The following is a 22,767-nucleotide window of genomic DNA, read 5'->3' as shown; positions in this document are numbered from 1 at the left end:
TTTTGTAATGATTTTAGTGAGTTAGCATATATTGTGCGAGGGAGATCGCATATCTAAATCACTAATTTATTGATGTTTTTGACTTGTTAACAGAATGCTATACCTTGAAAATGATGCTGGCTTTACTTAGAGTGCTAAACGTTACATTACAAAGGACTTTAAGGGCAACTCGACATGGATCCCATTCTGGAAGTTAAGGGACTGTACAAAGTGGTTGGGGAAAACTCGAAGAGAGCATTTCCACTTACTGGTATAAACGTTGAAAAGGGGAGCGTCACACAGCAGAATTTAGGCATTGCTTGTGCACTCGAACCTGACTCTGCCATTCATTCCATCGGCGGGGCTTTTTCAGCTCGTGACCCTTTAAATCTAATCGAAATGCAAAACGAACAGATTCATCTGAGCTTAATTCAAATGAACAAAGATGATGTTTTGCAAGCCGATTGTCCTGATGACATTCTTCACTTTCCTGCCTGCAGCTCAGAAGAACCTCCTCGTAGACGCGTGAACGCTGCGAGCGTTTTTGCCGCCCAAATCATCTTTCACAACAAAAGCACTGTTGTCGCTGGGGCGAACCACCCGTGTTGTAATTGTAAGCAGGATCTAAGCGAAGTTTGTAATAATAATCTACCGTTCATACACTTATTGAAAACCTCATATGGAAATCACTATGAAAAACTTAACTAGGACGTTATTGTTTTCGTCTCTTCTTGCTGCAAGTTCCCTTCAAACCGCTTCTGCTGAAGAATGTGGTGAAGTCACTATCGCAGACATGAACTGGAACTCTGCAACACTTATCGCGAACGTAGATAAGTTCATACTTCAACATGGTTTCGATTGTGACGCTGAACTTGTCCCAGGTGACACTCAACCGACGGGTGCGTCAATGATCTCAAAAGGTCAGCCAGATATTGCACCAGAGTTTTGGAGTAACTCAATGCGTGAAGCCTTGGATATGGGTGTCAAAGACGGTCAAATCCAATACGCGGGCACCACTTTAACGGATGGCGGTGAAGAAGGTTTTTGGGTGCCTGAATATATGGTTGCCAAAGACCCGTCAATGGCAACGATTGAAGGGGTACTCGCCAACGCTAAGATGTTTAAGCACCCAGAAGATCCAAGCAAATCGGCGTTTTACTCTTGTCCAGCTGGTTGGAACTGCCAAATCTCCGCTGGCAACCTATTCACAGCACTCGGTATGGAAGATAAAGGGTTTGAGGTAATCGATCCAGGTTCAGGTGCGGGTCTTTCGGGTTCAATTGCAAAAGCTTATGAGCGCGAAGAAGCATGGTTTGGTTATTACTGGGCACCGACAGCGGTTCTTGGTAAGTACAAAATGGTTAAAGTCGACTTTGGTAGTGGTGTTGACGAGACGATGTTTAAAGAGTGTATCACTCAAGAAACGTGTCTAGAGCCAAAAGCAACTATGTACCCACCATCAATCGTGGAAACGGTTGTGACTACAGACTTTGCTAAGCGTTCTCCACAAGCGATGGCGTACTTTGCTAAGCGTGAGTTTACCAACGCGCAAATGAACGGTCTTTTGGCTTGGATGGAAGATGAGCAAGCCGATGGCGAATACGCTGTTGAACACTTTATGAAAGAGTACAAATCAACTTGGTCTGCATGGTTAACACCAGACGTTGCAGCAAAAGTACAAAAAGCAGTAGATGAACTTTAAACCAAACTGGTAGTAAAAGGGGCTAGAGGAATAGCCCCTTCTTATTTGATACAAGCTCGCTATTTTCAAAGGCGAACACAAGGCAGCAGTCATTGCTGTTTCTGGCAGAAGTAATCAAGGAGTAACAGATGTCTAATGCCACGTGGTTGAGTGAAATACCTCAATTAGACCGCAAACAACTATTAGAAATAAGAAAAACCTTAGACGGTGCCTATCGAGATTTTTCTCGAGAATACGGCGACACAATCGAATCTCTATTCGACCCATTATTGAGCTTCTTGATTTGGTTCGAGAAGTTACTGCTTTCCAGCCCTTGGTGGCTAATTATCGGAATTCTGGTTGGTCTCGCTTATGTGGCGAGCCGATCTTGGAAACTCAGCGCCTCCGTCGGTATCGCGTTCTTTGTTATCGGCTTTTTCGGTATGTGGGACAATACGATGCGAACCATGAGCATCATTTTAGTCTCAACCATGCTCGCTATAGCACTAGGGATACCCACCGGGATCCTCATGGCTCAGTCGAAAAAAGCCAGAGCCATCATTACCCCCATACTTGACGTGATGCAAACCATGCCGGCGTTTGTGTATTTGATTCCAGTGGTCATGCTCCTTGGTATCGGCAAAATTCCTGGTGTTATCGCTGTTGTGATTTATGCCATCCCGCCAGTTATTCGTTTGACTGATTTAGGTATTCGACTCGTAGATAAAGAAGTACTCGAAGCCGCTACCGCATACGGTGCGAGTCCGACACAGCGCCTATTTGGGGTTCAGGTGCCGTTGGCAATGCCGAACATCATGGCTGGTATCAACCAAACCATTATGATGGCTCTTGCGATGGTCGTTATTGCTTCGATGATTGGTGTAAAAGGCTTGGGACAACCCGTTCTAAAGTCCATCACCAACCAATATTTCACGCTAGGTCTACTCAATGGCCTTGCTATCGTGGCGCTTGCCATTATTTTTGACCGTGTTTCACAAAGTTATGCAAAACGTACCCAAGCTCACTTAGGAGGTAGAGAATAATGTCTACTACTCAACCTCAGCCAATGATTCAAATTAAGAACTTATATAAGATTTTTGGTCCTAAAGATAAGTCTTATCTCCAAGCTGTAAAGGATGGCGAATCAAAAGATGATCTTCTAGCGCGTACTGGCCATACTCTCGGTCTTAAGGACATCAACCTAGATGTCTATCCGGGAGAAATTTTTGTGATTATGGGTCTATCTGGCTCAGGCAAATCCACACTTATCCGACACTTCAATCGTCTCATTGACCCAAGTGAAGGGGAGATTATTGTTGATGGCTCCGATGTTATGAAACTGTCTGACAAAGAGCTGCGTGATTTCCGTCGCCATAAGATGTCTATGGTATTTCAGCGCTTTGGCTTACTTCCGCACAAAACCGTCATTGATAACGTCGCGTACGGATTGCAAATCCAAGGAATGAGCAAAACAGAACGATTCAAAAAAGCCAGAGATTGGATCAAGACCGTTGGCCTAGAAGGCTATGAAGCGCAGTATCCAAGCCAATTATCTGGCGGACAACAGCAACGTGTTGGCCTTGCTCGCGCACTGTGTACCGACGCTGAGATCTTGCTGATGGACGAAGCCTTTTCTGCACTCGACCCTCTCATTCGTAGTGAAATGCAAGATCAGTTGATCGAGCTTCAAGAAAAGCTCCACAAAACCATTATTTTCATTACCCATGATTTGGATGAAGCACTTCGGATTGGTGATCGTATCGCCATTTTGAGAGATGGTGTAGTTGTCCAGCAAGACAAACCCGTCGATATCCTGCTTAACCCAGCAGACGATTACGTAGAAGCGTTTGTTAAAGATGTGAACCGAGCTCGAGCACTGACAGTTGAGACGGTTATGCAGCCTCCTGTTCTTCGTATCACTGCGGAAACACTGGGTGAAGCGCTCAGTCAGATGCGAAAATCATCCGAGGACTATGGATACGTTGTTAACGATGACGGTTACCAAGGTGTCATTACTCAAGAAACGTTAGAGCAAGTGAACAAAAACGACTATCACAAAGAGATACCGGAAGATTTGTTAGATGACGTACCTGCCGTTCAAAGCGATGCACTGCTCGAAGAGGTGATTCCTGAGACTCTCGATAGTGACCACCCACTTCCTGTTGTCGATGATAATGGCGACCTTCAAGGCCACCTATCTAAGTCGACACTGGCAGAAGTACTGAGTGATAGTGCAACGAGTGAACCTTCAGATAGCAATGACTCAAGGGTAGATGAGCGCGTAACCGATAAAGGGGCAGCGTAGGACAAGAGGCTAGTTCAACTCAATCAGTAGCTTGACGAGCTTCCCTTAATAAGCAAAGCGCAAACCGATGGTTTGCGCTTTTTTTTTTGAGGGTAGCATCGGGAAAATCGGCAATGTGTAAAAATGCGTTTTTGTAAAATTGACAGTGTAAAAATTTTGTTGTGAAATTGTTTGTAAAAAAGCGCTATTCTAAAAATCAAGCGGTAACCAAACAGTCATGAAGCACCAACAAAGCAGTAAACAGCTTGGTTAATGCAGTACTCAAAGTAGCTGAAGGAATAGACTATGAAAATGCAAACATTCGATAATACACAACAACAAAATCCACAAAACTTTATCGCACAAGCCGTGTTTGCCGTTGAAATGGTCGACGCAGGCGAGCCTACGCAAAAGCAGAAAATGGCCAAGCAGCTTCTTGATACGCTGTTTCCGCTAGAAAATGGCTCACACGAAGACGTAGTGAGTTACGAAATCAACTACCGCCACGTGCAAGCCTTCTTCAAAAACGGCCAGCACAGCGGCCTACGCCACAACAAACACTTTGTTGCTTACACTGGTGACGAGTGCAACCCGGACAATATCTTGTTCCGCGACGAAAGCGGTACGCATGTAGAAATGACCATCGCTCGCCGTAAAGGTACAGGTTGCCTTGAGCTGGTAGAGATTGATGATATCCAAATCGAAACTTGCACGACATTTGGTGCAGACCAAGAGATGGGACTACGCCACTGGGTTAGCCTTGTAAAAGGGGACGAAAAACGTCACCCATCGGCGAGCAATGAAGATAAAGAATATGTGGCAAAAGGTGGTGATGATTACTGTTTGACCTTTAGTTACGCTTGCTAATTAAGAAAATAGAAAGAAACAGGCCCGCTTAACCAGCGGGACTTTTTTTGAGCTCTTTCCAAAAGGAATAGAAGGTAACCACAGGTATCCTTATCTATAATAGCGCCTGATTGAAATCACGGACTAGTTATCTAACGCCTGCTCAGAATATAGCCAAAACATGAGCGTGTGCTTTTTAAAAATAACAAAGTGAAACATTAATCTGAAATCAGGGTGGATATAAAGGTGAGTTAGATTTTTTACAGGTGAATTCAAATTCGTTATTTAACTTTATCTGAAGGATGATTTATTTCGCATATTGTACCGTTATAGATGGCAAGTGATTTAATGATATTGTGTTCTGTTTATATTCCGCATTTTGTTCTGTGTGATAAGTTTGACATTGAATAAATTATTGGAATTATTGTTATTTATATAATTGAATGTGCAATTGGTTTTTGTTAACCTGATTCTATAAATAGAGCTATAAAGTATAGTATCAGATGGATTTTACAAATCATTTAACAAAGGCTAGGTCAATAGCTGTTTCAGTGGCTGCTGTCATTCTTTCTGTTGGTGCATGGAGTGATACAGAAGCAGTGATTATTAGCGCTTATCAAAGAATTGAGGCCAACTTCACCAACGAGAACGAGTATAATTTAATCAATCAGGTTAATGTTGGGCACTCATTTCAATACTTGTCTTCGTTGATTGGAGTATCGCAAGCGGTTAAAAGCTCCAAGCTAGATAAAGCTGTGCAGTTTCACTACTTTCACGATGAGAAATTTCTTTTAAGTGTCGCAGTGAAGCAAGGTAGAGTTGCTAGCTATGCAGTACAAAGTCTAGTCAGGGACTTTAATGTATCTATCCCGTTCACTTCTAATGAGCTTGATTTTCAGCCAATTTCGAGTGTAATCAGTTTGCCAGACAATAGCCACTTTGAAAGTGGCAATGCGAACTTTTATTTAGATGCAATAGCACTGGGTAGAGACGCAATGTATAACACGCTAATGGTAGGTTCCTATCAATATACCCAACTAAATGCAAAGTTGGCGAAGCAGATATCTACTCTAGATGAAGAGTTCGTATTAGGTAATGATGAAGCTGCAGAATCATTAAAGACGTCAATTCGTAGCCAACCAGCAGACACCTTTATTATAGGCGAATTACCTGAAGAAATTTTGATAGAAATGCTGCTTTCTAAATACGAATTTAACGCATACTTTTCCTAGAGACAAATTATGAAAAACCTTTTCTTGGCCATCAGCATTGGTATGGCTTTGCATTCGCACGCCTCCGATGACCCATTTGCAGAACTGGATAATCAAGTAGAGCTTGCATTTCAGTCAGAAGAACAAGAACAAGCAGAATTTGAAACTTGGTACACGCAGCACATGCAGGAGTACGCGGATTGGCGTACTGCGTATCTTAAGCGGTTAGATGCTGAAAGGGAATTGTCAGTACTGCAATGGGGAGACACAAAAGTTGGGGGGCAACATTACCAAGTAGTACAAGGTGAAAAGTCTGACTCTCGAACGCTTGTTGATTACGATCAAGAAGTTGTGACTGTAGAAGTCCTTGTGGATGTTGATGCCGACTCTAATGAAATTGTAAGTCGCTTGAATCAACAAATTGAACACACGCTGGACTCAAATAGTGATGTTGTTGTTTCCGTACCCGAATCAGTTGATCTCGACAAAGTAACCGAGCGATTGCTGTCATTTGACAAGGATGTAGAAAAAGAGGCATTGGAGGAAATTGTCTCTGAAACAGCGTTACAGCTAAATGAGATAGAGAAGCAAGCTGATAGACTAGCCCAGCAGGCGCAAAATGATATTGACGAAAAAACCATAGCCGCTCAACAAACCGCCCTGATAGAGCAGGCGAAGGAGCGTTTGGTGCAGGTGAATCAAACATACAAAACACAACGCGAGTCTCTTTCAACATCAAACGGCTCGGGCAAGAAAATTGTTAGTCTTCAGGTGAAAATGCCGAGCAGTAGCCTAGAGAAGCGAATCAAGCCTTTTTTGAATGAAGTTTACAAGCAGAGTGAAGAATTTGACATCAAGCCCGATCTTATTCTTGCCATCATGCACACTGAGTCGAGTTTTAACCCGTCAGCTAGGTCACCTATTCCAGCTTTTGGTTTAATGCAAGTAGTCGCCACGAGTGCGGGTCATGATGTCAATAAGTTGGTGCATAAAATTGACAAGCCGATGAAAGAGTCTGACCTCTATGACCCTGAATACAATATTCAAGCAGGTACTGGTTATCTTGATATTTTGAACACTCGTTATTTACGGGAGATAAAAGATCCCAAAAGTAGAGAGTACTGCATTATTGCTGCATACAACACAGGTGCGGGAAATGTAGCGAAAGCGTTCGGTGAGAGGCGCGTTAAAGCCGCGGCAAAGAAAATCAATAGTATGACACCCGAGCAGGTTTACGATACGTTAATCAATAACCTGCCGTATGAAGAAACTGTCAATTACCTGAAGAAAGTCACTAAGCGTCAAGCAAGTTATCGTGGTGAGAGTTCCTAATGAGACTGTTACTGATAGTAATTTATTTGCTCAGTTTTGGCACTCTAGCTAGCATTAATCAACCAGCAGATACTTCGTCAACCCTATATGCTGTTGGCCGTGGTAATGATAGTAAACAAGCTGAAAAGGATGCTCTTCTAAGAATTGCGCAAAAGATCACTGCCACTATTTCTGTAGAAAGTAAGTCATTGCTAAAATATAGCAACGGTCACTCGACCGAAGAGTTCAGTGAAATCGCAAGAGTGAGTACAGAAAATTTACCAGTGTATAGATACCAAATCGAGAAAAAGCATGATGGTAGTCCTAGTGAAGTATTGATCAGTATCGACACTAATGAGTTGATGAATGCCTATCGTCAGAAACTAGATAGTGAAATTAAAAAGATTCGAAGTGCAATAGAGTATGCCAAGAACACATTAGAAATTGACGCTGTTGTCAGTGTGCTTTCGGTTAAAAAAGAATTAGAGCGAGCGTATACGGTACTCAATGCGCTCCTTGCTCTATCTAACCAAGACATGTCACGCTATGCAGAACAAATAATTCCGCTGATAACTGAAGCCAATCAGCAAATGTCACGCATTAACTTAAAAGTTATATCTGACAGCAATAATACAGATATATCTGACTATGTTACGAAAAGCATTGTTAGATCCGGTTTGTCCTCTGAGAAAGGTAGTCAATATCAAGTTCTTTTCTCGGGGAAAAGTCAGCTGGCGAAGAAAAACGGCCAGTTTCGAATAAAAAGAACTATTAGAGTTGAGCTCCGCCGAGTAGGGGAGACTCAATCAATTAGTGTTAGAAACTACAACTACATTAGCCCAGTGCTAGATTCCAAAGAACAAGCCGAGCTCGCTGTATATGAGATGGCTCTATCGGAATTTGGAGCTGAGCCCATTTTACTTATATTAGGAGTGTAATTTTGAAGTACAAACTGTTGTCTGTTTTGGTTGGAAGTGCTGTTTTGGCTGGTTGTGCGAGTTCAGTAGGTGTATGGGATGATCGTGAGGCGTTACTTTCTGAGATCAATACTAGCTGTGAGACGAACACCAAAGCGTATACTGAGTACAGTCCGGTTTTTGACCAAGCTTCGCAAGGGGTACTGTCTGTGGCACAGCGACAGTGTGACGTTGTGGGAGAATATCAAGAGATCCGCAAGCAACATAAAGATGTACAGCAGTTTTTTGCTATGCATTCGGAATTGCCAAAAGAAGAAATTATCGCATTGCTAGACGCAAACCCAGAGATGAAAGCGAAGTACACTGAGTATACAAAAGCGCAAAGCAAGATTTTTGAATCAAACCTCGAACTTGCGATAAAGCTTGGTGTTCAGGGTGCTACCATGGCAAAAATTGCAGCTGAAAACCCTACGGTAATTGCTGAGATTGAGGCTCGCAGAATGATTGGCAGTGCCATTGATCAAGAGGAGAACCCGCTTGGATTTGTTATCGATGAAATGCAAACTCGTGTCGGTTTGATCACAGAGACCAATGGGTTGATCAGTGCAGAGCAGCAATATATCAAAGATATGGAAGCGGCAGACAAAGCAATTAAAGCGCGTATAGGTAAGGAAGATGACAAAGCTTAATCTTGTAACAGTTGCGCTGCTAACCGCCGCTGTTACAGGCTGTCAATCCACTCAGGCACCAAACAGTCGTGTTCAAACTAACGCTCACAAGGGAGCGTCTGAGTATGAATACGCTAAGTCGCCAGAGCAGTTTTTAGACAGTGACATTGAGTTGCCGGCTTACTACAACACGCGTGGCCTGAACAAGTGTACTTTTGAAGTTAACAATGAACACCCAGATTGTCCTCTGAGCAAAAAGGTGCTTCGTCTTTACATGTCAGATCCGGTGACCGCTAATACGGAGAATCCCAATGATTGGTTGTCATCGGTTAGGGCTTACGATGGTAGACAGCTCCTAAACCAGTTCGAAAATCAACTGGTTGGCTTAAATCGCTTTCGAATAGTCACTGGCGACGACAGAGCGGTTAAGTTCCTTGGTGATTCTATGGCTGGAATGTCAGATGCAGAGCTAGCTCGTCGAATGAAAAATGGCGTGTTACATCCAGACTATGCAATGACGATTGATGCTGTAAAAACGGGTGAGCTCATAACTGGAGGCTCAACCAATTTAGTTGATCTGAGCTTAGATTTTACCATTGGTTTTGTTGACCCTTATACCCAGGAAAAAATCAGCTATCCAAATGTTGGTAAAATTAAGGTTCGTACCGGTGATGTTAAGCCGATGAACGAAATGCAATTCTGGATGCAGTCTGGTGAGATTGAAGGTGGCTTCGATATTTATGATGCCAATGCAGTCTCAGCGGTTCTCAATGACATGTCTTCTCGAGGCTTTGGTATTGCATTGAGTCGGATGCTGTCAGAAGTACCCGCCACTGCTCAGGTGTTGGGCATTAAAGGTGAACGTATCTCGTTGGACCGAGGTCAGAACGCGGGTATTTTGCCAAATGAAACCATGATCATCTTTGAATATAGTTTAGGCTTTGCTGAGCCAGTTGGTGTGGCAAGAGTGAACCCTAGTGATATTGAATCACAGGGTAAAATTGTAAAATGGAAAGACTCTAAAGATGCCAAGCGTATTCAAGGTGAAGCGGATGAAGGAATCTATAGACCTTCTAAGAATGCGCGTTTATTCGCAGTAAGTGTTGGTACACCGAAAGACTTCCTTACTAACCGTATCACTTCGGGTGGAGTGTTGTAATGGAAAGAACAAAGTTGGCGCTGTTGGGCGCCTTCTTTTTGAGTCAAGGAGTAGCATTGACTCAAAGAGCAGTGGCTGCCGATCTTAATTGGCAAAACCCGGACTTGGTTCTTGAGTATCAATCTTGTGTGTATGGTCGAGGTAGTAACTCTAAGACAGAAGCTAAGGCGTCTGCACCAGATCTTGCTATCCCCTCCTATTATGAAGCAATTGGCAAGCTAAGTAGCAGTCAACAGCGGCGATATAAGAATGGGTTGTGGCCGGAAAAAGTGCTGTCTAATAACGAGCTGAATCAACTGACCATTGTATTGGGTGACCCTTATCTCCAAGGGAGTGATACCTGCGTTGACGTCACTGCACGGATGAAATCTGAGACTGATTTTGATGATGATTGGGAATGGGATGAATCTAGTGAGTCCATGACTTTTCGGATAGAAGTCATTGCCAAATCAACATCGCAGAAGTCAGCACTTCACAGCGCAGAAGATTTGGCCAAGAAGCGAGCGTTGCAGCGAGCGCTATCTGGTTTGGGGTACAACCCGGCTATTGCTCATAATATGCCTGCTAATAGAGAAATCATCCATGATTCTATTCTTTTGGAACAGTCCGATCAAAATGGCGGTGTTCGCGTTCTAATGGACATTACTGTAGATATGGCAGTGCTTGATGGCCTTGTTGGTGACAAATATGATTTGCTCAACAAACCTGTTTTGTTTGTACAGGCAAAGCCCGAGAGCCTCCGAAATAGCACTACTGCCATGCTTCAAAGCTTGGGATACCAGACCGGTGTTATACTCGATGATGCCGATATTATAGTGAAACTAAATACTAAATTGGTTGAGCGAGATGGTAAAAGTCAACTTTCGATGTCACTAGAGTGGTTTGATAAACGTTGGCAAAGGCTGGCCTATTGGGAAAATACTCCACAGCAGTTTTCTCTCCCAACGAGTGACGATGTCGAAACGAGATTACTATCTTTGCACCTTGAATCGAATCGAACACTCCTAAAAAATGCAATGAATAGTGCATTGGATTACTTGTTGGAGAGAGGTGGTAGCGTTATTACTATCACGTTCCCAAACTCGGTTAGTCAGGTAGAGATAGCCAGCTGGCTAAGGCAGAACTCGGGCTTTATCGAAACCAAAATAGATAAGCATTCTGACCGTGTCACGGTGGAGTTGCGCTCTATAGAGACAACTAAAAACATAGTCAAAAAACTAAAATCAAGTTCGATTATTACACAACAGAATATTGAACAAACAAATAACACTATTGTGGTTAAGTAACTATGAAAAAAATCATTTCACACATTGTTCCAGCAATCGCACTACTGACTGCTCCAATTCTCACTATCGCGGATGATTTAGAGGGTTGGGTATATCAACCAAGTTATGAAAATGGACTAGCTGCAGTGGGTTGTGCATCATCTTCAGGGAACTTCAATATTGACAAAAAGCGAGCAGAGAGCGCCGCGCGTACAAGTTTAATACAGTCGATTAATTTAAAAGCCAGCAATATGGATAAACACGCTTCAGAGCTGATAAGTAACGCTCAAGGAACGGAGGTAACAGAAACGTTTAGCTCTATTAGCAAGCAAATCTCTCATGCTCGCCTAAACCGCTCTAAAATTGTTAAACTCAATGTTGGTGAAGTGTACGGTGAAAAGCAAGTATGTGCGATGGCCGCTATTGAGAACGATACCTTAGAGTCTTATTTTGACGATATGTTGAAGATGAGTGGTGCGCAAATCAACCCTGAAGATAAAACAGCAATGTATCAAGAGTTTAAGACCCAAAAAGCCGTATCTGATCTTGAAGGTGAGCTAACAAAACTCACTCAATAGGACTCTATCCATAGTGGCAAGATAAGCTCGACGGTTTGTCTTGTCATTATTTGCTCACTGAATAGAATACTTTATATGGAACAACTGGAAACTCTTAAATCTCTTTATCTGACGCTCACTGATATAGAAAAACACTTTTTTCAAATTGCTGCCACTACCATTTCGTTTTGCTTAATCCCTTGGCTTGTTCGCACAGTTCTATCACAGTTTTTAGACCTAAAGCTCAATCGAGAAAAAAAGCAGTATGAAGCGCGCTTTGTGCATCGAGTCCAGTACTTAGTGGGCTTTGTCTTTAGTCTATTTTGGTTTCAATACTTCTCGGCGCAGGGTTGGTACAACAAACTTGCGGAGATGGGGCTCATCGTATTCTCTGTTTTAGTGATTCATTCAGTGCTCGACCTCTTTGAGGCTCGATTTAGCAAAAACGAATCACTGGATGGGATCCCTATCAAGCCGTTTATGGAGCTCATCAAGATTGTTACCTCTGTGATGATGATAGTTATGATCTTGGCTATCTTACTCGATATTCCGCCTATGGCACTGGTAAGTGGTATTGGAGCAATGTCGGCAGTTCTAATACTCATTTTTAAAGACAGCATTCTTGGTATCGTTACGGCTATTAAGATAAACGTACATCGACTGGTTCGCAAAGGCGACTGGATACAGGTAGAAAAATATGATGCGGATGGGGTTATCAAGGACATCACTCTCAACGTTATTACCGTCGAGAACTGGGATAAAACCACCTCCATCATCCCGACTTACGAGATACTCAACGTTGGTCTCAAGAACTGGCGCAGCATGACGAACCAAGGTCGAAGAATTAAACGGAGTCTTGCGTTAGATGCAAACAGTATTAAGTTTCTAGATATGAATCAGGTCAGTCGATTGGCGAGCGTACCACTTCTTAGAAGCCAAATAGCGGAGCTATGTGAAACTCATCAGCTCAATCAATTAGGCGACAATATCAACAAACGATGCTTGACCAACGCAGGGCTGTTTCGTCTGTATATAGAAGCTTACTTGCGCTCCAGAGAAGACATCACTCAGAAACATACACTTATGGTGCGCCAGTTGGACTCATCTGCCAAAGGCGTTCCCCTAGAGATTTACTGTTTCACAAAGAACACGGATTGGACTCATTTTGAAACTGTTCAGGCAGAGATATTTGAACATCTTTACTCGGTTTTGAACCTGTTTGAGCTGCGGGTTTTCCAAGATGTAAGTCAACTTGAGCTGGCTCAGGTTGCGTGAAGCGCCATCGGGGACAATTACCTCGACTGAAGCTGGTTGGAAGTACTCTAATCAACAAGTTCATCAGTGACTATGAGCCTCCAAAGATTCGTCTTTGGAAGCTCAATTGGCGAGTATAACGCTTATTTCTGAATCAAAGCTATACCTAAGCGTGGTCTGTGAATCAAAAATTGAACAGTTATTTGCATCAACATTGACCGTGACTTGATCAGATTCCGTCTTGTATAAACCGAACTACAAACGATTAATTCACTTCAGCATCGATGTTTTCTAATGGAGCAAAACGCATTTTTCTTATGGGTTAAAAAAGATGTGATAGATGTTACGCAATAGGGGGAGCTAACACTAATGCTAAGTACCATGAAGTGGCAATGAGCGTTTATCAGTAGCGATTTGGCTGGATATAAAAAGTAAAGTTGCCGTGACTTCTTGAAACGTAATTGTAATAACCAAGGTGCCCATCTAATTTAGCGTTTAACGCCGTTTCAGTGGTCACCTTGGTTCGTTTTTATCCGTGTCTGCTTAAGGTTAAGCAGTGACGTTAAAGTTCGTCATGACGTTCGAAGTGCTGCTTTAGAATCTCATTTTCGCTTCTGAGCTGCTCAACTTCTTGCTGAAGTCGAATAAGTTCGTTGGCTTGATCTAACTGTCCATGTTCATTGTCACGCTCACTCATGGTGAAACCTCTTGTTTGTTATTGGGGGTAAAAAAGTGCCCTTATCGAATTAGGGCATTTTGATAGCGTATCAGGTCGCTATTTATTTAATTAGTTATTACGTTGCTGGCATTGCTCGCAATGATGCTCAATAACAGCGGTGCTGTTTTGATTACGACTAGGGCTGTCGTGTTGAACTTCAAAGGCTTCATGAGGTGTCACTGCATTACAACAAGCGCAATAATCGTTAACAAGATAAAAGTTAAAGTCGTTCATGAGTCCTCCATTTTGTTCTCAAGGTTACGTTATCGTTTTGGGTTGTTTGTGTAAATGCATTGTTTCTGTAGTGAGATGTTTGTTACAAAAAAGAGGGGTGATTTTTCGATGTAATGGCGGAATCACGCCGAGAGCCGAGAATCCGCTTATAATTTGCGTATTGTTTTATTGTACTGAAAGGCACTCAATATCCCTCTAAGTCATCTACTCTTATTGCATGGGCTCAATTGATGACAGCCAGCTGCGTTAAAGAGGTGATTATTTCTCATTCAACATTTAATCGATTTCAATACACCACACAAATGGTTGAGGTGGGTGGGTACTCTATCTGTGTGTATCGAGTCGCGAGGCTGATGAATACACAACATCAAGGGCATCTTCCGCTCGTATTTTGTAATGGTCTTGGGTCGAGCTTTGAAGCCGCGCTCCCTTTATTGACGCAGTTTCCCGATAGGGAGTGCATCAGCTTTGATGCGCCGGGTACTGGTCAATCGCCAGCGAGTTTAGTGCCATTGTCGATGAAGCAACACAGTCAACTGCTACTTCTTATCCTTACTGAGTTAGGCATTGAGCAATGCGATGTCGTCGGTTACTCATGGGGTGGGGTATTGGCACAGTGCTTAGCGATGGAGAACGACAGTCCAATACGAAATCTGATATTAATCGCAACGTCAGCTGGTGGATTAACCAGTGTCTACAGCCCGTTTTTTGCTTTAGAAGTGTGGCAAAAGCTCGCCAGCCAAGGGGGGGATTTTTCGCCTACTTATAATGACTGTATTTACGGACAGATGAGTACTCTATTCCGATTGTGGGGGCTTGGTTCGCAAGTGGTCGCCGTTAATTCTCATAGTCATTTGACTCAACTGAATGACATTAGCCAACCGACGCTAATTATTTCTGGGAAGAACGATATGGTGCTGCCAACGGTTAATCAGAAGTGGTTAAAGCAGGGCATCAAAAACGCGCATTGGCAAACCATAGAGGGCGGACATTTGATCATTAAGACGCACGTTCAGGAGCTTAGTGACAGTATTACCCGCTTTTGTGCCTAAGTGAGGCTGTATATTTAGGTTGGTAACTTTAGCGTAGTTAGAAAGAAAAAAGAGTGCGTTTAGGTGTTGTTTAAAGGCTTGTTGAGCGAATTTTGTTCACAAAATCTGTGTATAAAGCTGAGTAAATCGCTTGCTTCATGCGCTTACAGCAGTGCAAGTACAAATGTGGCTGACAAGTGCAACCAGTGAATACATTAAGAGGTCATGTATTCACTGTGCAGTTAGACTTGATAACTCTCGCTTTTAGCCAATGAGCTTTTCGCAGTTTGTTTTGGCGAAGGCCGGCAGCGGGGTACTTTTACGTATCTTTTTATCTAGATGGACACCAAGCAGCTCCGACGTGGCCGAAAGGGTGCCAGTTTCGACATTAAACATGTGGTGTTTAAAGCGCACTGTTTTATCCGAGACTTCTAAAACTTCTGATTTAACGACAAGAAGATCCCCTGACATTACTTCAGCCTTGTAACTGATCTTCTGTTCAAGTGCCGCCATGCCTCGCTCATTTTCTCGGATATAACGATTATTAATGCCGATATGAGATAACAAGTGCCACGTCGCTTCATCAAACTTTGCGGTGTACCATTGCACATTCATATGTCCCATGTGGTCTAGTTGGTTGGGATACACCTTTCCACGGTATGTTTCGATCATGCACATTTCCTTCATTTGCTGTCTAATTTGAGTCGTGCAAATAAACCCCAAAACGAAATTTCAGGCCTATTTGCACGAAAGTGAGTCCGTTCTATGTGTTACACCAGATCACTCGCTGTCTTTATCCATCATTTCACTGTGCTCTAGCCAAAGCGCATTAATGATGCCAAACGCACACGCGAGTAATACTCCTAAAATCCAAGCGAAATACCACATTGTCTATGCTCCTTAGTAAAGTGAGTTTTTGTTTTCTTCGATGAATTTGTCATCGAGACGGCCGAACATTTTGTAGTAGGTCCAAGCGGTGTAGCTCAGGATGACTGGGACCATAACAAAGGCGACTGCCGTCATTAGGTTTAGGGTCAGCTCACTGGAGGTGGCATCCCACATGGTTAGGCTGTGGTCTGGATTCATGCTGCTTGGCATTACGAATGGAAACATTGTGAAGCCAGCTGTAAAAATGATGCCGCCGTTAGCCAATGAAGAGGCGATAAAAGAGATCGCCCCTTTTTCTAAACGAGAAGCGAGTATGGCCAGTAGTGGCATCACAACACCCAGTGCCGGGGCGATCCACAGCAGCGGGTATTGTGCAAAGTTTGCCATCCATGCTCCGGTTTCGCGGATAACGTGTTTATTGAGCGGGTTTGATGCAGCATTAGTGTCGATGCCACCGACAATGACGTAGCCGTCTATGGTTTGAATCCAGAAACCTGCAACAACAAAGACGACAACCGTGAGCAAGCCCATTAGCTGTGCCGTGTTGCGAGCGCGAGTATGGATATCACCAGTTGTCTTCATTTGTAGCCAGGTAGAGCCTTGTAGCAGAGTCATGAACAGGCTTACCAGACCACATAAGAGGGCAAATGGGTTAAGCAAAGCAAAGAACGAACTGTGATAGGTCGGCATCATAAAGTCGCTAAGCTGAAATGGTACTCCCTGAAGCAGATTTCCAAAGGCGACACCAAAGATGATAGGCGGAATAAAGCCACTAACTGAGATAGCGATATCCCATGCACTACGCCACTTCGTGTTTTCTAGTTTTGAACGATAATCGAGACCAATAGGGCGTAGCCATAACGCCGCCAGTGTCACAATCATCGCTAGATAGAACCCAGAAAACGATGTGGCGTAAACTAATGGCCAAGCTGCAAACAGAGCACCACCCGCGGTAATCAACCAAACCTGGTTGCCGTCCCAGTGTGGAGCAATTGAGTTGATCATTACGCGGCGCTGGTTATCCGTCTTACCTAGGATAGGTACTAATGCACCCACCCCCATGTCAAAGCCATCGGTAATCGCGAACCCAGCAAAGAGTACGCCGATTAACACCCACCAGATGAATCGTAACACTTCGTAATCAAACATGTTTTTCTCCTTGCTTATGCTTCTACTTGACGATTTACTTTGTTCTCTACCGAATCGACATTTTGTTCGAAATGGTAGCGACCCGTCTTCAAGCTACTTGGACCTTTGCGGGCGAACTTCACCATCAGGTATACTTCTGCAATCAGGAATACTGTGTAGAGCGCGATAATGGCGAACAGTGATGTCCAGATCTGTTCGGCGGTCAGTGCCGATGCCGCTACATGCACGGGCAGAATTTCACCTACGGCCCATGGTTGGCGTCCAAACTCAGCGACAAACCATCCTGCTTCGATTGCAATCCACGGGAGAGGAATAGCAAGCAGCGAGGCTTTGAGAATCCATTTTTTCTGTTCGATTTTTTGGCGACAGGTTTGAATAAACGCAGCACCAAAGATCAGCAGCATAATGAACCCACAACCAACCATAAGGCGGAATGACCAGAACAATGGCCAGACAGTTGGAATGGAGTCATCGGCGGCGGCTTGTATTTGCTCTTCTGTTGCGTCGGTCACGCTGTCGGTATAGCGCTTAAGTAGCAGGCCGTAACCTAGGTCATTTTTTACTTCATCAAACGCAGCTAGGTTTGCGTCGCTACGGTCACCTGAACGAAGTTTTTCGAGAAGCTCATAGGCGTACATGCCAGTGCGAATACGATCAACGTGTTCTTCACGTAGGTCGTGAAGTCCCGTTACTTGTGTATCAATTGACCGCGTGGCAATAATGCCCATGACATAAGGGATCTTAACGGCGTAGTCAGTATGCATGTCATCTTGGTTTGGTAGGCCAAACAAGGTAAACGCTGCGGGAGCTGGCTCAGTGTGCCATTCTGCTTCAATCGCTGCGAGTTTCACTTTCTGTACATCACCCAGCTCATAGCCTGATTCATCTCCGAGTACGATGACGGAAAGAATCGACGCCATTCCAAACGATGCAGCAATAGCGAAAGAGCGGCGAGCGAAGGCGATATCTCGGCCTTTAAGCAGATAGTAAGAACTCACGCCAAGGATGAACATAGCCCCAGTGGTGTAGCCTGATGCAACAGTGTGAACAAATTTCACCTGTGCTACGGGGTTTAATACAACCTCTGCAAAGCTCACCATTTCCATACGCATGGTTTCGAAATTAAATTCAGCGCCCACAGGGTGTTGCATCCATCCGTTGGCAATTAAGATCCATAGTGCAGAGAAATTTGATCCCAGTGCCACTAGCCATGTCACGGTGAGGTGCTGACGTTTTGATAACCTGTCCCAACCAAAGAAGAACAGCCCAACAAAGGTGGATTCGAGGAAGAAGGCAACCAGAGCTTCGATCGCCAAAGGCGCACCGAATATGTCGCCAACATAATGGGAATAGTATGACCAGTTAGTACCAAACTGGAATTCCATAGTCAGGCCTGTTGCCACGCCCAAAGCGAAGTTGATACCAAACAGCTTGCCCCAGAACTTAGTCATGTCCTTGTAGATTTGCTTGTTGGTCATTACGTAAAGCGACTCCATGATGGCCAGTAAGAATGCCATCCCCAGAGTCAATGGTACGAATAGGAAGTGATACATTGCCGTGAGAGCGAATTGAAATCGAGACAGATCAACGATATCTATCATGACAACTCCTTTGTCTTTGTTATATCAATTGAAGCGCTTTTTACATCCAGCAGCGCTATTATTCTTTTTGGAAAAAAAAGGACGGCATACGCCGTCCAAACTGGTAGGGAACTCAGTAAATAACAAATTAGTTTGGAAGTAACACCGTTGCTTCACCTTTGATAGCAACTTTACCTTGTTCGTTTAGAACTTCGGTAATGAGCTTCGCGATAGGCTTATCTTCGCGCACTTCTTTTACTTCAACACGAGCAGTCACCGTCTCACCCACTCGAATCGGGCAAGTAAATTGAAGTGTTTGGCCAAGGTAAATAGCACCCGGACCAGGGATTTTAGAGGCTAGTAAGCCAGAGACTAGGCTTGCGCCCAGCATGCCATGCACAATCGGCACTTCAAATGGCGTCATCGCAGCAAACGCTTCGTCCAAGTGAACTGGATTGTAATCTTCAGCTAGAGACGCAAATTGCTCTACCGCGGCTTTATCTAAGGTTTTTGTAAGGCTTGCTTCTTGACCAATACTAAGCGACATCTGCTTTCTCCTCTGAATTTTTCAGTACATCTTCGATTCGCTGTTTCACGTAAGTGCCTGGTGCGTCCAATTCTCCTTCAAGAATTCGAGCTTCTTGTTTTTGAGAGAAGTTGCGGGCATCTAACCATTGCTGCCAATGGTTCCACCACGAGCCAGTGTGTTTATCGGCTTTTGACAACCAAGTATCAGCGTCTGCTTTTACGTCTTTGTTGGTCCAGAAACCATATTTGTTTGAGTCTGCATGGTTCATTGGGCCAGCAATATGACCGCTTTCTGCTAGGACAAATGTATTTTGACCACCAAGAAGTTCAGTCCCTTTGTAAGTGCCTTTCCACAGTGCAATATGATCTTCAATCGCAGATAGGAAGAAGGTAGGAGACTTCACTTTGCTTAGGTCAATCGAGACACCATCAACCTCGAATTCGCCCGCTTGGCTTAGTTTGTTCTCTAGGTAGAACTGGCGCAGCATCTGGTTGTGACAGGTTGCCGGTACGTTGGTGTTGTCACTGTTCCAGTGCAACAAATCAAACGCCATTGGCTTTTCACCTTTGAGGTAATTGGTCACATAGTAGTTCCAATACAAGCTATTTTCGCGCAACAAGCTAAACGACACGGCCATTTGGCGGCCATCGATATAACCTTGCATGTTGTTTTGCGCTTCAATTGCCGAGATCATTGGGTCGTTGATGAAGATACCCAGTTCACCCGGTTGTTGGAAATCAAGAATAGTAGTCAGTAGTGTTGCTGACTTAATGCGCTGCTTGCGCTTTTTACCAGCTAGATAAGCCATTGCTGTCGTCAGCAGTGTGCCACCAATACAGTAACCCAGGCCATTGACTTCACGCTCGCCAGTCTCTTTTTCAATCGCATCAAGAGCGGGAATGATGCCGTCGGTAATATAAGTACCAAAGTCAGTATCTCGGTAGCTCGCGTCTGGGTTAATCCAAGACACCATAAAGACGGTGTGGCCTTGGTCAACTAGCCATTTAACGAATGACTTACGTTGATTAAGATCCATGATGTAGTACTTGTTCACAAATGGAGGAACAATCATCATTGGACGCTTATACACTTCTGTTGTGGTCGCTTGGTATTGTAGCAACTCAAACATATGGTTTTTGTAAACCACTTTGCCTTCGGTCGCAGCAATGTTTTCGCCCACTTTGAACGCATCGCTGTCGGTCATGCGGATATTGAGCATATCGACGCTTTTGCTCATATCTTCTTGTAGCTGCTCTAGACCTTTGACTAGGTTGGCACCATTAGATTCGAGTGTAAGCTTCATCACTTCTGGATTGGTGGTGACGAAGTTGCTAGGTGACATCGCGTTCAGAAATTGACGTGCGAAGAACTCCAATCTTTCTTTCGCATCAGGATCCATGTCCTGATTGTCGTTGATGGTGTCTAATACTGACTTGCACACCATTTTGTAACTTTGTTTGATGTAGTTGTAAAACGGGTTCTCAGACCAACTTTCATCACGAAAACGCGGGTCTGTTTCTTTTTCTTGAGAACCATTTGCAGCCAACACACAATCGCTGAACAGATTGATTTGTTGGTTCCACCAATTCATCTGCTGCTCTAAGATTTTGGTAGGATCTTTTGCCACAGATTGTGCTAACTGATTCCAGTCTTGGACCTGAGATTTGAAGATGGTAGATTGTGTCGGCTTTTGGAACGCGCCAAACCAACCTTGAGTAGCTTCAAAATAATTGTTGATAACGTCTTGGAACGGAGGTGTTTTGTCCATCTTCCCATCCTTGTTAAGTATGGTTAAATGAGGCGGTGGCAAGCACCGCCTCAAAGATTAAGCGTTTTTATCTGCTTTGATTGTTGATGCAGAGATCTCATCAACTGCCGTTTTAAAGTCGTTACCAATTTGGCTAAGCTTTTGGCCATCTTCCAATAGACGTTGGCTTACTTTGCTGATGATTTCTAGCTGTTTGCTGCCGTGGTTCATCAGATCTTGCGGTTGCTTAACTTCCACCAAGCTTTGTAGGTTTTCGTTTGTTAGTTCGCTATAGGCAGTAAGTGTTTCTAATTGCATTTTTGTTAGCGTTTCAACGTTTTTAGCGACCAGTTGGCTGAAGTTAGCGAACGGGTTAAGAACAGTTTGTAGTTGAGTGTTTACCGCTTCTAGCGCAGCTTGGTTTTGCATGATGACTTCCTTTTTATTTGGTCGGTAAGCTAAAAACTGACCGAGCCTTGATTTATATCAATGAAAAATTCAAACAGGTGTTTGAATGAGGATATTGTGAATAATTGAATGTCGAATGTCACCACCTAAACGTGTCAATAGAATAGAGTTGGTACTCTAAAATGTTGTTGGGCTTGTTTAATGTGAGAGGTGAAAATAGGGCTTGAATGTAGAAAATAAAGGGCTTTCTTAAATTTATGGTGAGGATTATTTGTTTGAAATTTACGGTTAATCAGTATTAATTAACTTTATATAAATATGATCAAGGTCACGTTCTGAGAGTGCGCTAGAGATTCTTGCCAACTTCTGGTATTGGCAGGGTGAATGTATCGGTGGTTTTAATATTAATTTCAAATTGGCCCTTTGTGCGTATATTGTTTTTGGTGATTGTATTCGGCGTGCAAATAATAGATGTGGCCTTGTGGCTATGTTATTGATTTTAAAGGCTTGTTGTTAATGTTGTGTTTTTGCGTAAAATTGACATTGTTACAAAGTTATTATTTTTCAATGTGTTAATGTGAAATTTATCAAGCGAGGTGTTGTTAATTTTAAAAGTTTGATGTTAATCACTTGTTGGTTTGTGTTTTGGTGGATATATTAAACGCACGTTTCATACGGGCGTTTGAATTTATGAGTGCAAAGGAAAGTACAACAAAAAAAATACTAGAAGTTTCAGAGAAACTTTTTGTTGAACAAGGATATAGCAATACATCGCTCAGAAATATCACCGCTAAAGCTAATGTCAATTTAGCGGCAGTAAATTATCACTTTGGTGATAAAAACACACTTGTTAGAGCAATATTGGATAGCTACTTAATCCAATTAATGCCAGAGGTGGATAGCGAATTAAGAAAATTAAATCGCTCTGGTGATTATACTGTGGAAGAGGTGCTTTATGCGATCAGAACTCCATTAATTAATCTTAATAAGATAAAGCCTGATGGAATGAGTCGATTTCTGCTACTTATAGCCAATGGCTATGGAGATATTCAAGGGCACTTGAGGTGGTTTATCGTTAATCACTACGGTAAGACATTGGATCTTTTTTCCAGCTCGATTCGTAAAGCTAGCCCAGACATCAGCGAAGAAGATTTATTTTGGAAATTGCATTTCTCATTAGGAGCATTTGTTTTTGCTTCTGTATCGAGTAAAGCTCTATCCGAAATAGCATCAAGTTCATTTGATACTGACACAAAGTTAATCAATATTTTCGACCAAGCGATCGCATATGTGTCTGCTGGTATCGAAAACAACAAGTCACACAACGTAACTAATCAAAAGGAAAGGTAAT

Annotated in this window: 24 protein-coding genes; 15 read left to right on the top strand and 9 right to left on the bottom strand. The window is 43.2% G+C overall.

Annotated elements, in window-relative coordinates; all coding sequences use genetic code 11:
• Window positions 1–174 precede the first annotated feature (174 nt).
• From ACJB0T_RS01410 to ACJB0T_RS01350, 13 genes are all read left to right on the top strand, one after another.
• The gene (locus ACJB0T_RS01410) at window positions 175–687 is read left to right on the top strand and encodes an ATP-binding cassette domain-containing protein (protein ID WP_479289758.1); all 513 of its coding nucleotides are present in this window, start codon (window positions 175–177) and stop codon (window positions 685–687) included.
• Window positions 671–1,681 (top strand): ABC transporter substrate-binding protein, encoded by a 1,011-nt coding sequence (locus tag ACJB0T_RS01405; RefSeq protein ID WP_479289759.1) that lies wholly within the window; start codon window positions 671–673, stop codon window positions 1,679–1,681. The genes ACJB0T_RS01410 and ACJB0T_RS01405 overlap by 17 nt, the downstream gene beginning before the upstream one ends.
• A 128-nt stretch (window positions 1,682–1,809) precedes the next feature.
• Window positions 1,810–2,703: an ABC transporter permease subunit gene (locus ACJB0T_RS01400; RefSeq protein WP_112461590.1), complete on the top strand. Its 894-nt coding sequence runs from the start codon at window positions 1,810–1,812 to the stop codon at window positions 2,701–2,703.
• A complete protein-coding gene (locus tag ACJB0T_RS01395) occupies window positions 2,703–3,965 on the top strand; it encodes a quaternary amine ABC transporter ATP-binding protein (protein WP_479289761.1) in 1,263 nt (420 codons plus the stop codon). Before ACJB0T_RS01400 ends, ACJB0T_RS01395 begins: the two co-directional genes overlap by 1 nt.
• 285 nt (window positions 3,966–4,250) lie before the next feature.
• Entirely contained in the window at window positions 4,251–4,811 is a 561-nt protein-coding gene (locus ACJB0T_RS01390; RefSeq protein WP_112461591.1) for an aldolase/citrate lyase/malate synthase family protein, read from the top strand.
• 482 nt (window positions 4,812–5,293) lie between these two features.
• A complete protein-coding gene (locus tag ACJB0T_RS01385) occupies window positions 5,294–6,022 on the top strand; it encodes an ETEC_3214 domain-containing protein (protein WP_479289763.1) in 729 nt (242 codons plus the stop codon).
• A gap of 9 nt (window positions 6,023–6,031) precedes the next feature.
• Window positions 6,032–7,333, top strand: coding sequence for a transglycosylase SLT domain-containing protein (locus ACJB0T_RS01380; protein ID WP_479289765.1), 1,302 nt, complete (start codon window positions 6,032–6,034; stop codon window positions 7,331–7,333).
• Window positions 7,333–8,250 (top strand): hypothetical protein, encoded by a 918-nt coding sequence (locus tag ACJB0T_RS01375; RefSeq protein WP_479289767.1) that lies wholly within the window; start codon window positions 7,333–7,335, stop codon window positions 8,248–8,250. The genes ACJB0T_RS01380 and ACJB0T_RS01375 overlap by 1 nt, the downstream gene beginning before the upstream one ends.
• A gap of 2 nt (window positions 8,251–8,252) precedes the next feature.
• Window positions 8,253–8,918, top strand: coding sequence for a hypothetical protein (locus ACJB0T_RS01370; RefSeq protein ID WP_479289768.1), 666 nt, complete (start codon window positions 8,253–8,255; stop codon window positions 8,916–8,918).
• Window positions 8,905–10,056 carry a hypothetical protein gene (locus ACJB0T_RS01365; protein WP_479289769.1) on the top strand — a complete coding sequence of 384 codons (1,152 nt, stop codon included), beginning with the start codon at window positions 8,905–8,907 and terminating at the stop codon, window positions 10,054–10,056. The genes ACJB0T_RS01370 and ACJB0T_RS01365 overlap by 14 nt, the downstream gene beginning before the upstream one ends.
• The gene (locus tag ACJB0T_RS01360; protein ID WP_479289770.1) at window positions 10,056–11,342 is read left to right on the top strand and encodes a hypothetical protein; all 1,287 of its coding nucleotides are present in this window, start codon (window positions 10,056–10,058) and stop codon (window positions 11,340–11,342) included. Before ACJB0T_RS01365 ends, ACJB0T_RS01360 begins: the two co-directional genes overlap by 1 nt.
• Window positions 11,343–11,344: 2 nt before the next feature.
• Entirely contained in the window at window positions 11,345–11,899 is a 555-nt protein-coding gene (locus tag ACJB0T_RS01355; RefSeq protein WP_479289771.1) for a hypothetical protein, read from the top strand.
• A gap of 75 nt (window positions 11,900–11,974) precedes the next feature.
• A complete protein-coding gene (locus tag ACJB0T_RS01350; protein WP_479289772.1) occupies window positions 11,975–13,153 on the top strand; it encodes a mechanosensitive ion channel family protein in 1,179 nt (392 codons plus the stop codon).
• Between the two features lie 541 nt (window positions 13,154–13,694).
• On the opposite strand, the gene ACJB0T_RS01345 is transcribed toward ACJB0T_RS01350, so the two are convergent.
• Window positions 13,695–13,829, bottom strand: coding sequence for a hypothetical protein (locus tag ACJB0T_RS01345; protein ID WP_479289773.1), 135 nt, complete (start codon window positions 13,827–13,829; stop codon window positions 13,695–13,697).
• A gap of 90 nt (window positions 13,830–13,919) precedes the next feature.
• A complete protein-coding gene (locus ACJB0T_RS01340) occupies window positions 13,920–14,084 on the bottom strand; it encodes a hypothetical protein (protein ID WP_479289774.1) in 165 nt (54 codons plus the stop codon).
• Between the two features lie 230 nt (window positions 14,085–14,314).
• On the opposite strand from ACJB0T_RS01340, the gene ACJB0T_RS01335 reads away from it, so the two are divergent.
• The gene (locus tag ACJB0T_RS01335; RefSeq protein ID WP_479289775.1) at window positions 14,315–15,136 is read left to right on the top strand and encodes an alpha/beta fold hydrolase; all 822 of its coding nucleotides are present in this window, start codon (window positions 14,315–14,317) and stop codon (window positions 15,134–15,136) included.
• 243 nt (window positions 15,137–15,379) lie between these two features.
• On the opposite strand, the gene ACJB0T_RS01330 is transcribed toward ACJB0T_RS01335, so the two are convergent.
• The 7 genes from ACJB0T_RS01330 to ACJB0T_RS01300 all read right to left on the bottom strand — a co-directional run bounded on the left by ACJB0T_RS01330 (window position 15,380) and on the right by ACJB0T_RS01300 (window position 21,437).
• A complete protein-coding gene (locus ACJB0T_RS01330) occupies window positions 15,380–15,787 on the bottom strand; it encodes an acyl-CoA thioesterase (protein WP_479289776.1) in 408 nt (135 codons plus the stop codon).
• A gap of 108 nt (window positions 15,788–15,895) precedes the next feature.
• Window positions 15,896–16,003: a cytochrome bd-I oxidase subunit CydX gene (cydX, locus tag ACJB0T_RS01325; protein ID WP_000270284.1), complete on the bottom strand. Its 108-nt coding sequence runs from the start codon at window positions 16,001–16,003 to the stop codon at window positions 15,896–15,898.
• A gap of 12 nt (window positions 16,004–16,015) precedes the next feature.
• Window positions 16,016–17,152, bottom strand: coding sequence for a cytochrome d ubiquinol oxidase subunit II (gene cydB / locus ACJB0T_RS01320; protein ID WP_479289777.1), 1,137 nt, complete (start codon window positions 17,150–17,152; stop codon window positions 16,016–16,018).
• A gap of 14 nt (window positions 17,153–17,166) precedes the next feature.
• Window positions 17,167–18,753 (bottom strand): cytochrome ubiquinol oxidase subunit I, encoded by a 1,587-nt coding sequence (gene cydA, locus ACJB0T_RS01315; RefSeq protein ID WP_479289778.1) that lies wholly within the window; start codon window positions 18,751–18,753, stop codon window positions 17,167–17,169.
• A gap of 127 nt (window positions 18,754–18,880) precedes the next feature.
• On the bottom strand, window positions 18,881–19,279 hold the full coding sequence (locus ACJB0T_RS01310) for a MaoC family dehydratase (RefSeq protein WP_479289780.1): 399 nt from the start codon (window positions 19,277–19,279) through the stop codon (window positions 18,881–18,883).
• Window positions 19,269–21,029, bottom strand: coding sequence for a class I poly(R)-hydroxyalkanoic acid synthase (phaC, locus tag ACJB0T_RS01305; protein WP_479289782.1), 1,761 nt, complete (start codon window positions 21,027–21,029; stop codon window positions 19,269–19,271). Before phaC ends, ACJB0T_RS01310 begins: the two co-directional genes overlap by 11 nt.
• Window positions 21,030–21,086: 57 nt before the next feature.
• On the bottom strand, window positions 21,087–21,437 hold the full coding sequence (locus ACJB0T_RS01300) for a phasin family protein (protein ID WP_479289783.1): 351 nt from the start codon (window positions 21,435–21,437) through the stop codon (window positions 21,087–21,089).
• 669 nt (window positions 21,438–22,106) lie between these two features.
• Between ACJB0T_RS01300 and ACJB0T_RS01295 the strand changes: the two genes are divergently transcribed.
• Window positions 22,107–22,766, top strand: coding sequence for a TetR/AcrR family transcriptional regulator (locus ACJB0T_RS01295; RefSeq protein WP_479289785.1), 660 nt, complete (start codon window positions 22,107–22,109; stop codon window positions 22,764–22,766).
• Window position 22,767: the final 1 nt, after the last annotated feature.

Source organism: Vibrio sp. CB1-5 (assembly GCF_059412285.1).
The sequence above is the reverse complement of the archived record's forward strand: the minus strand, read 5'-3'. Positions and strand labels throughout refer to the sequence as shown.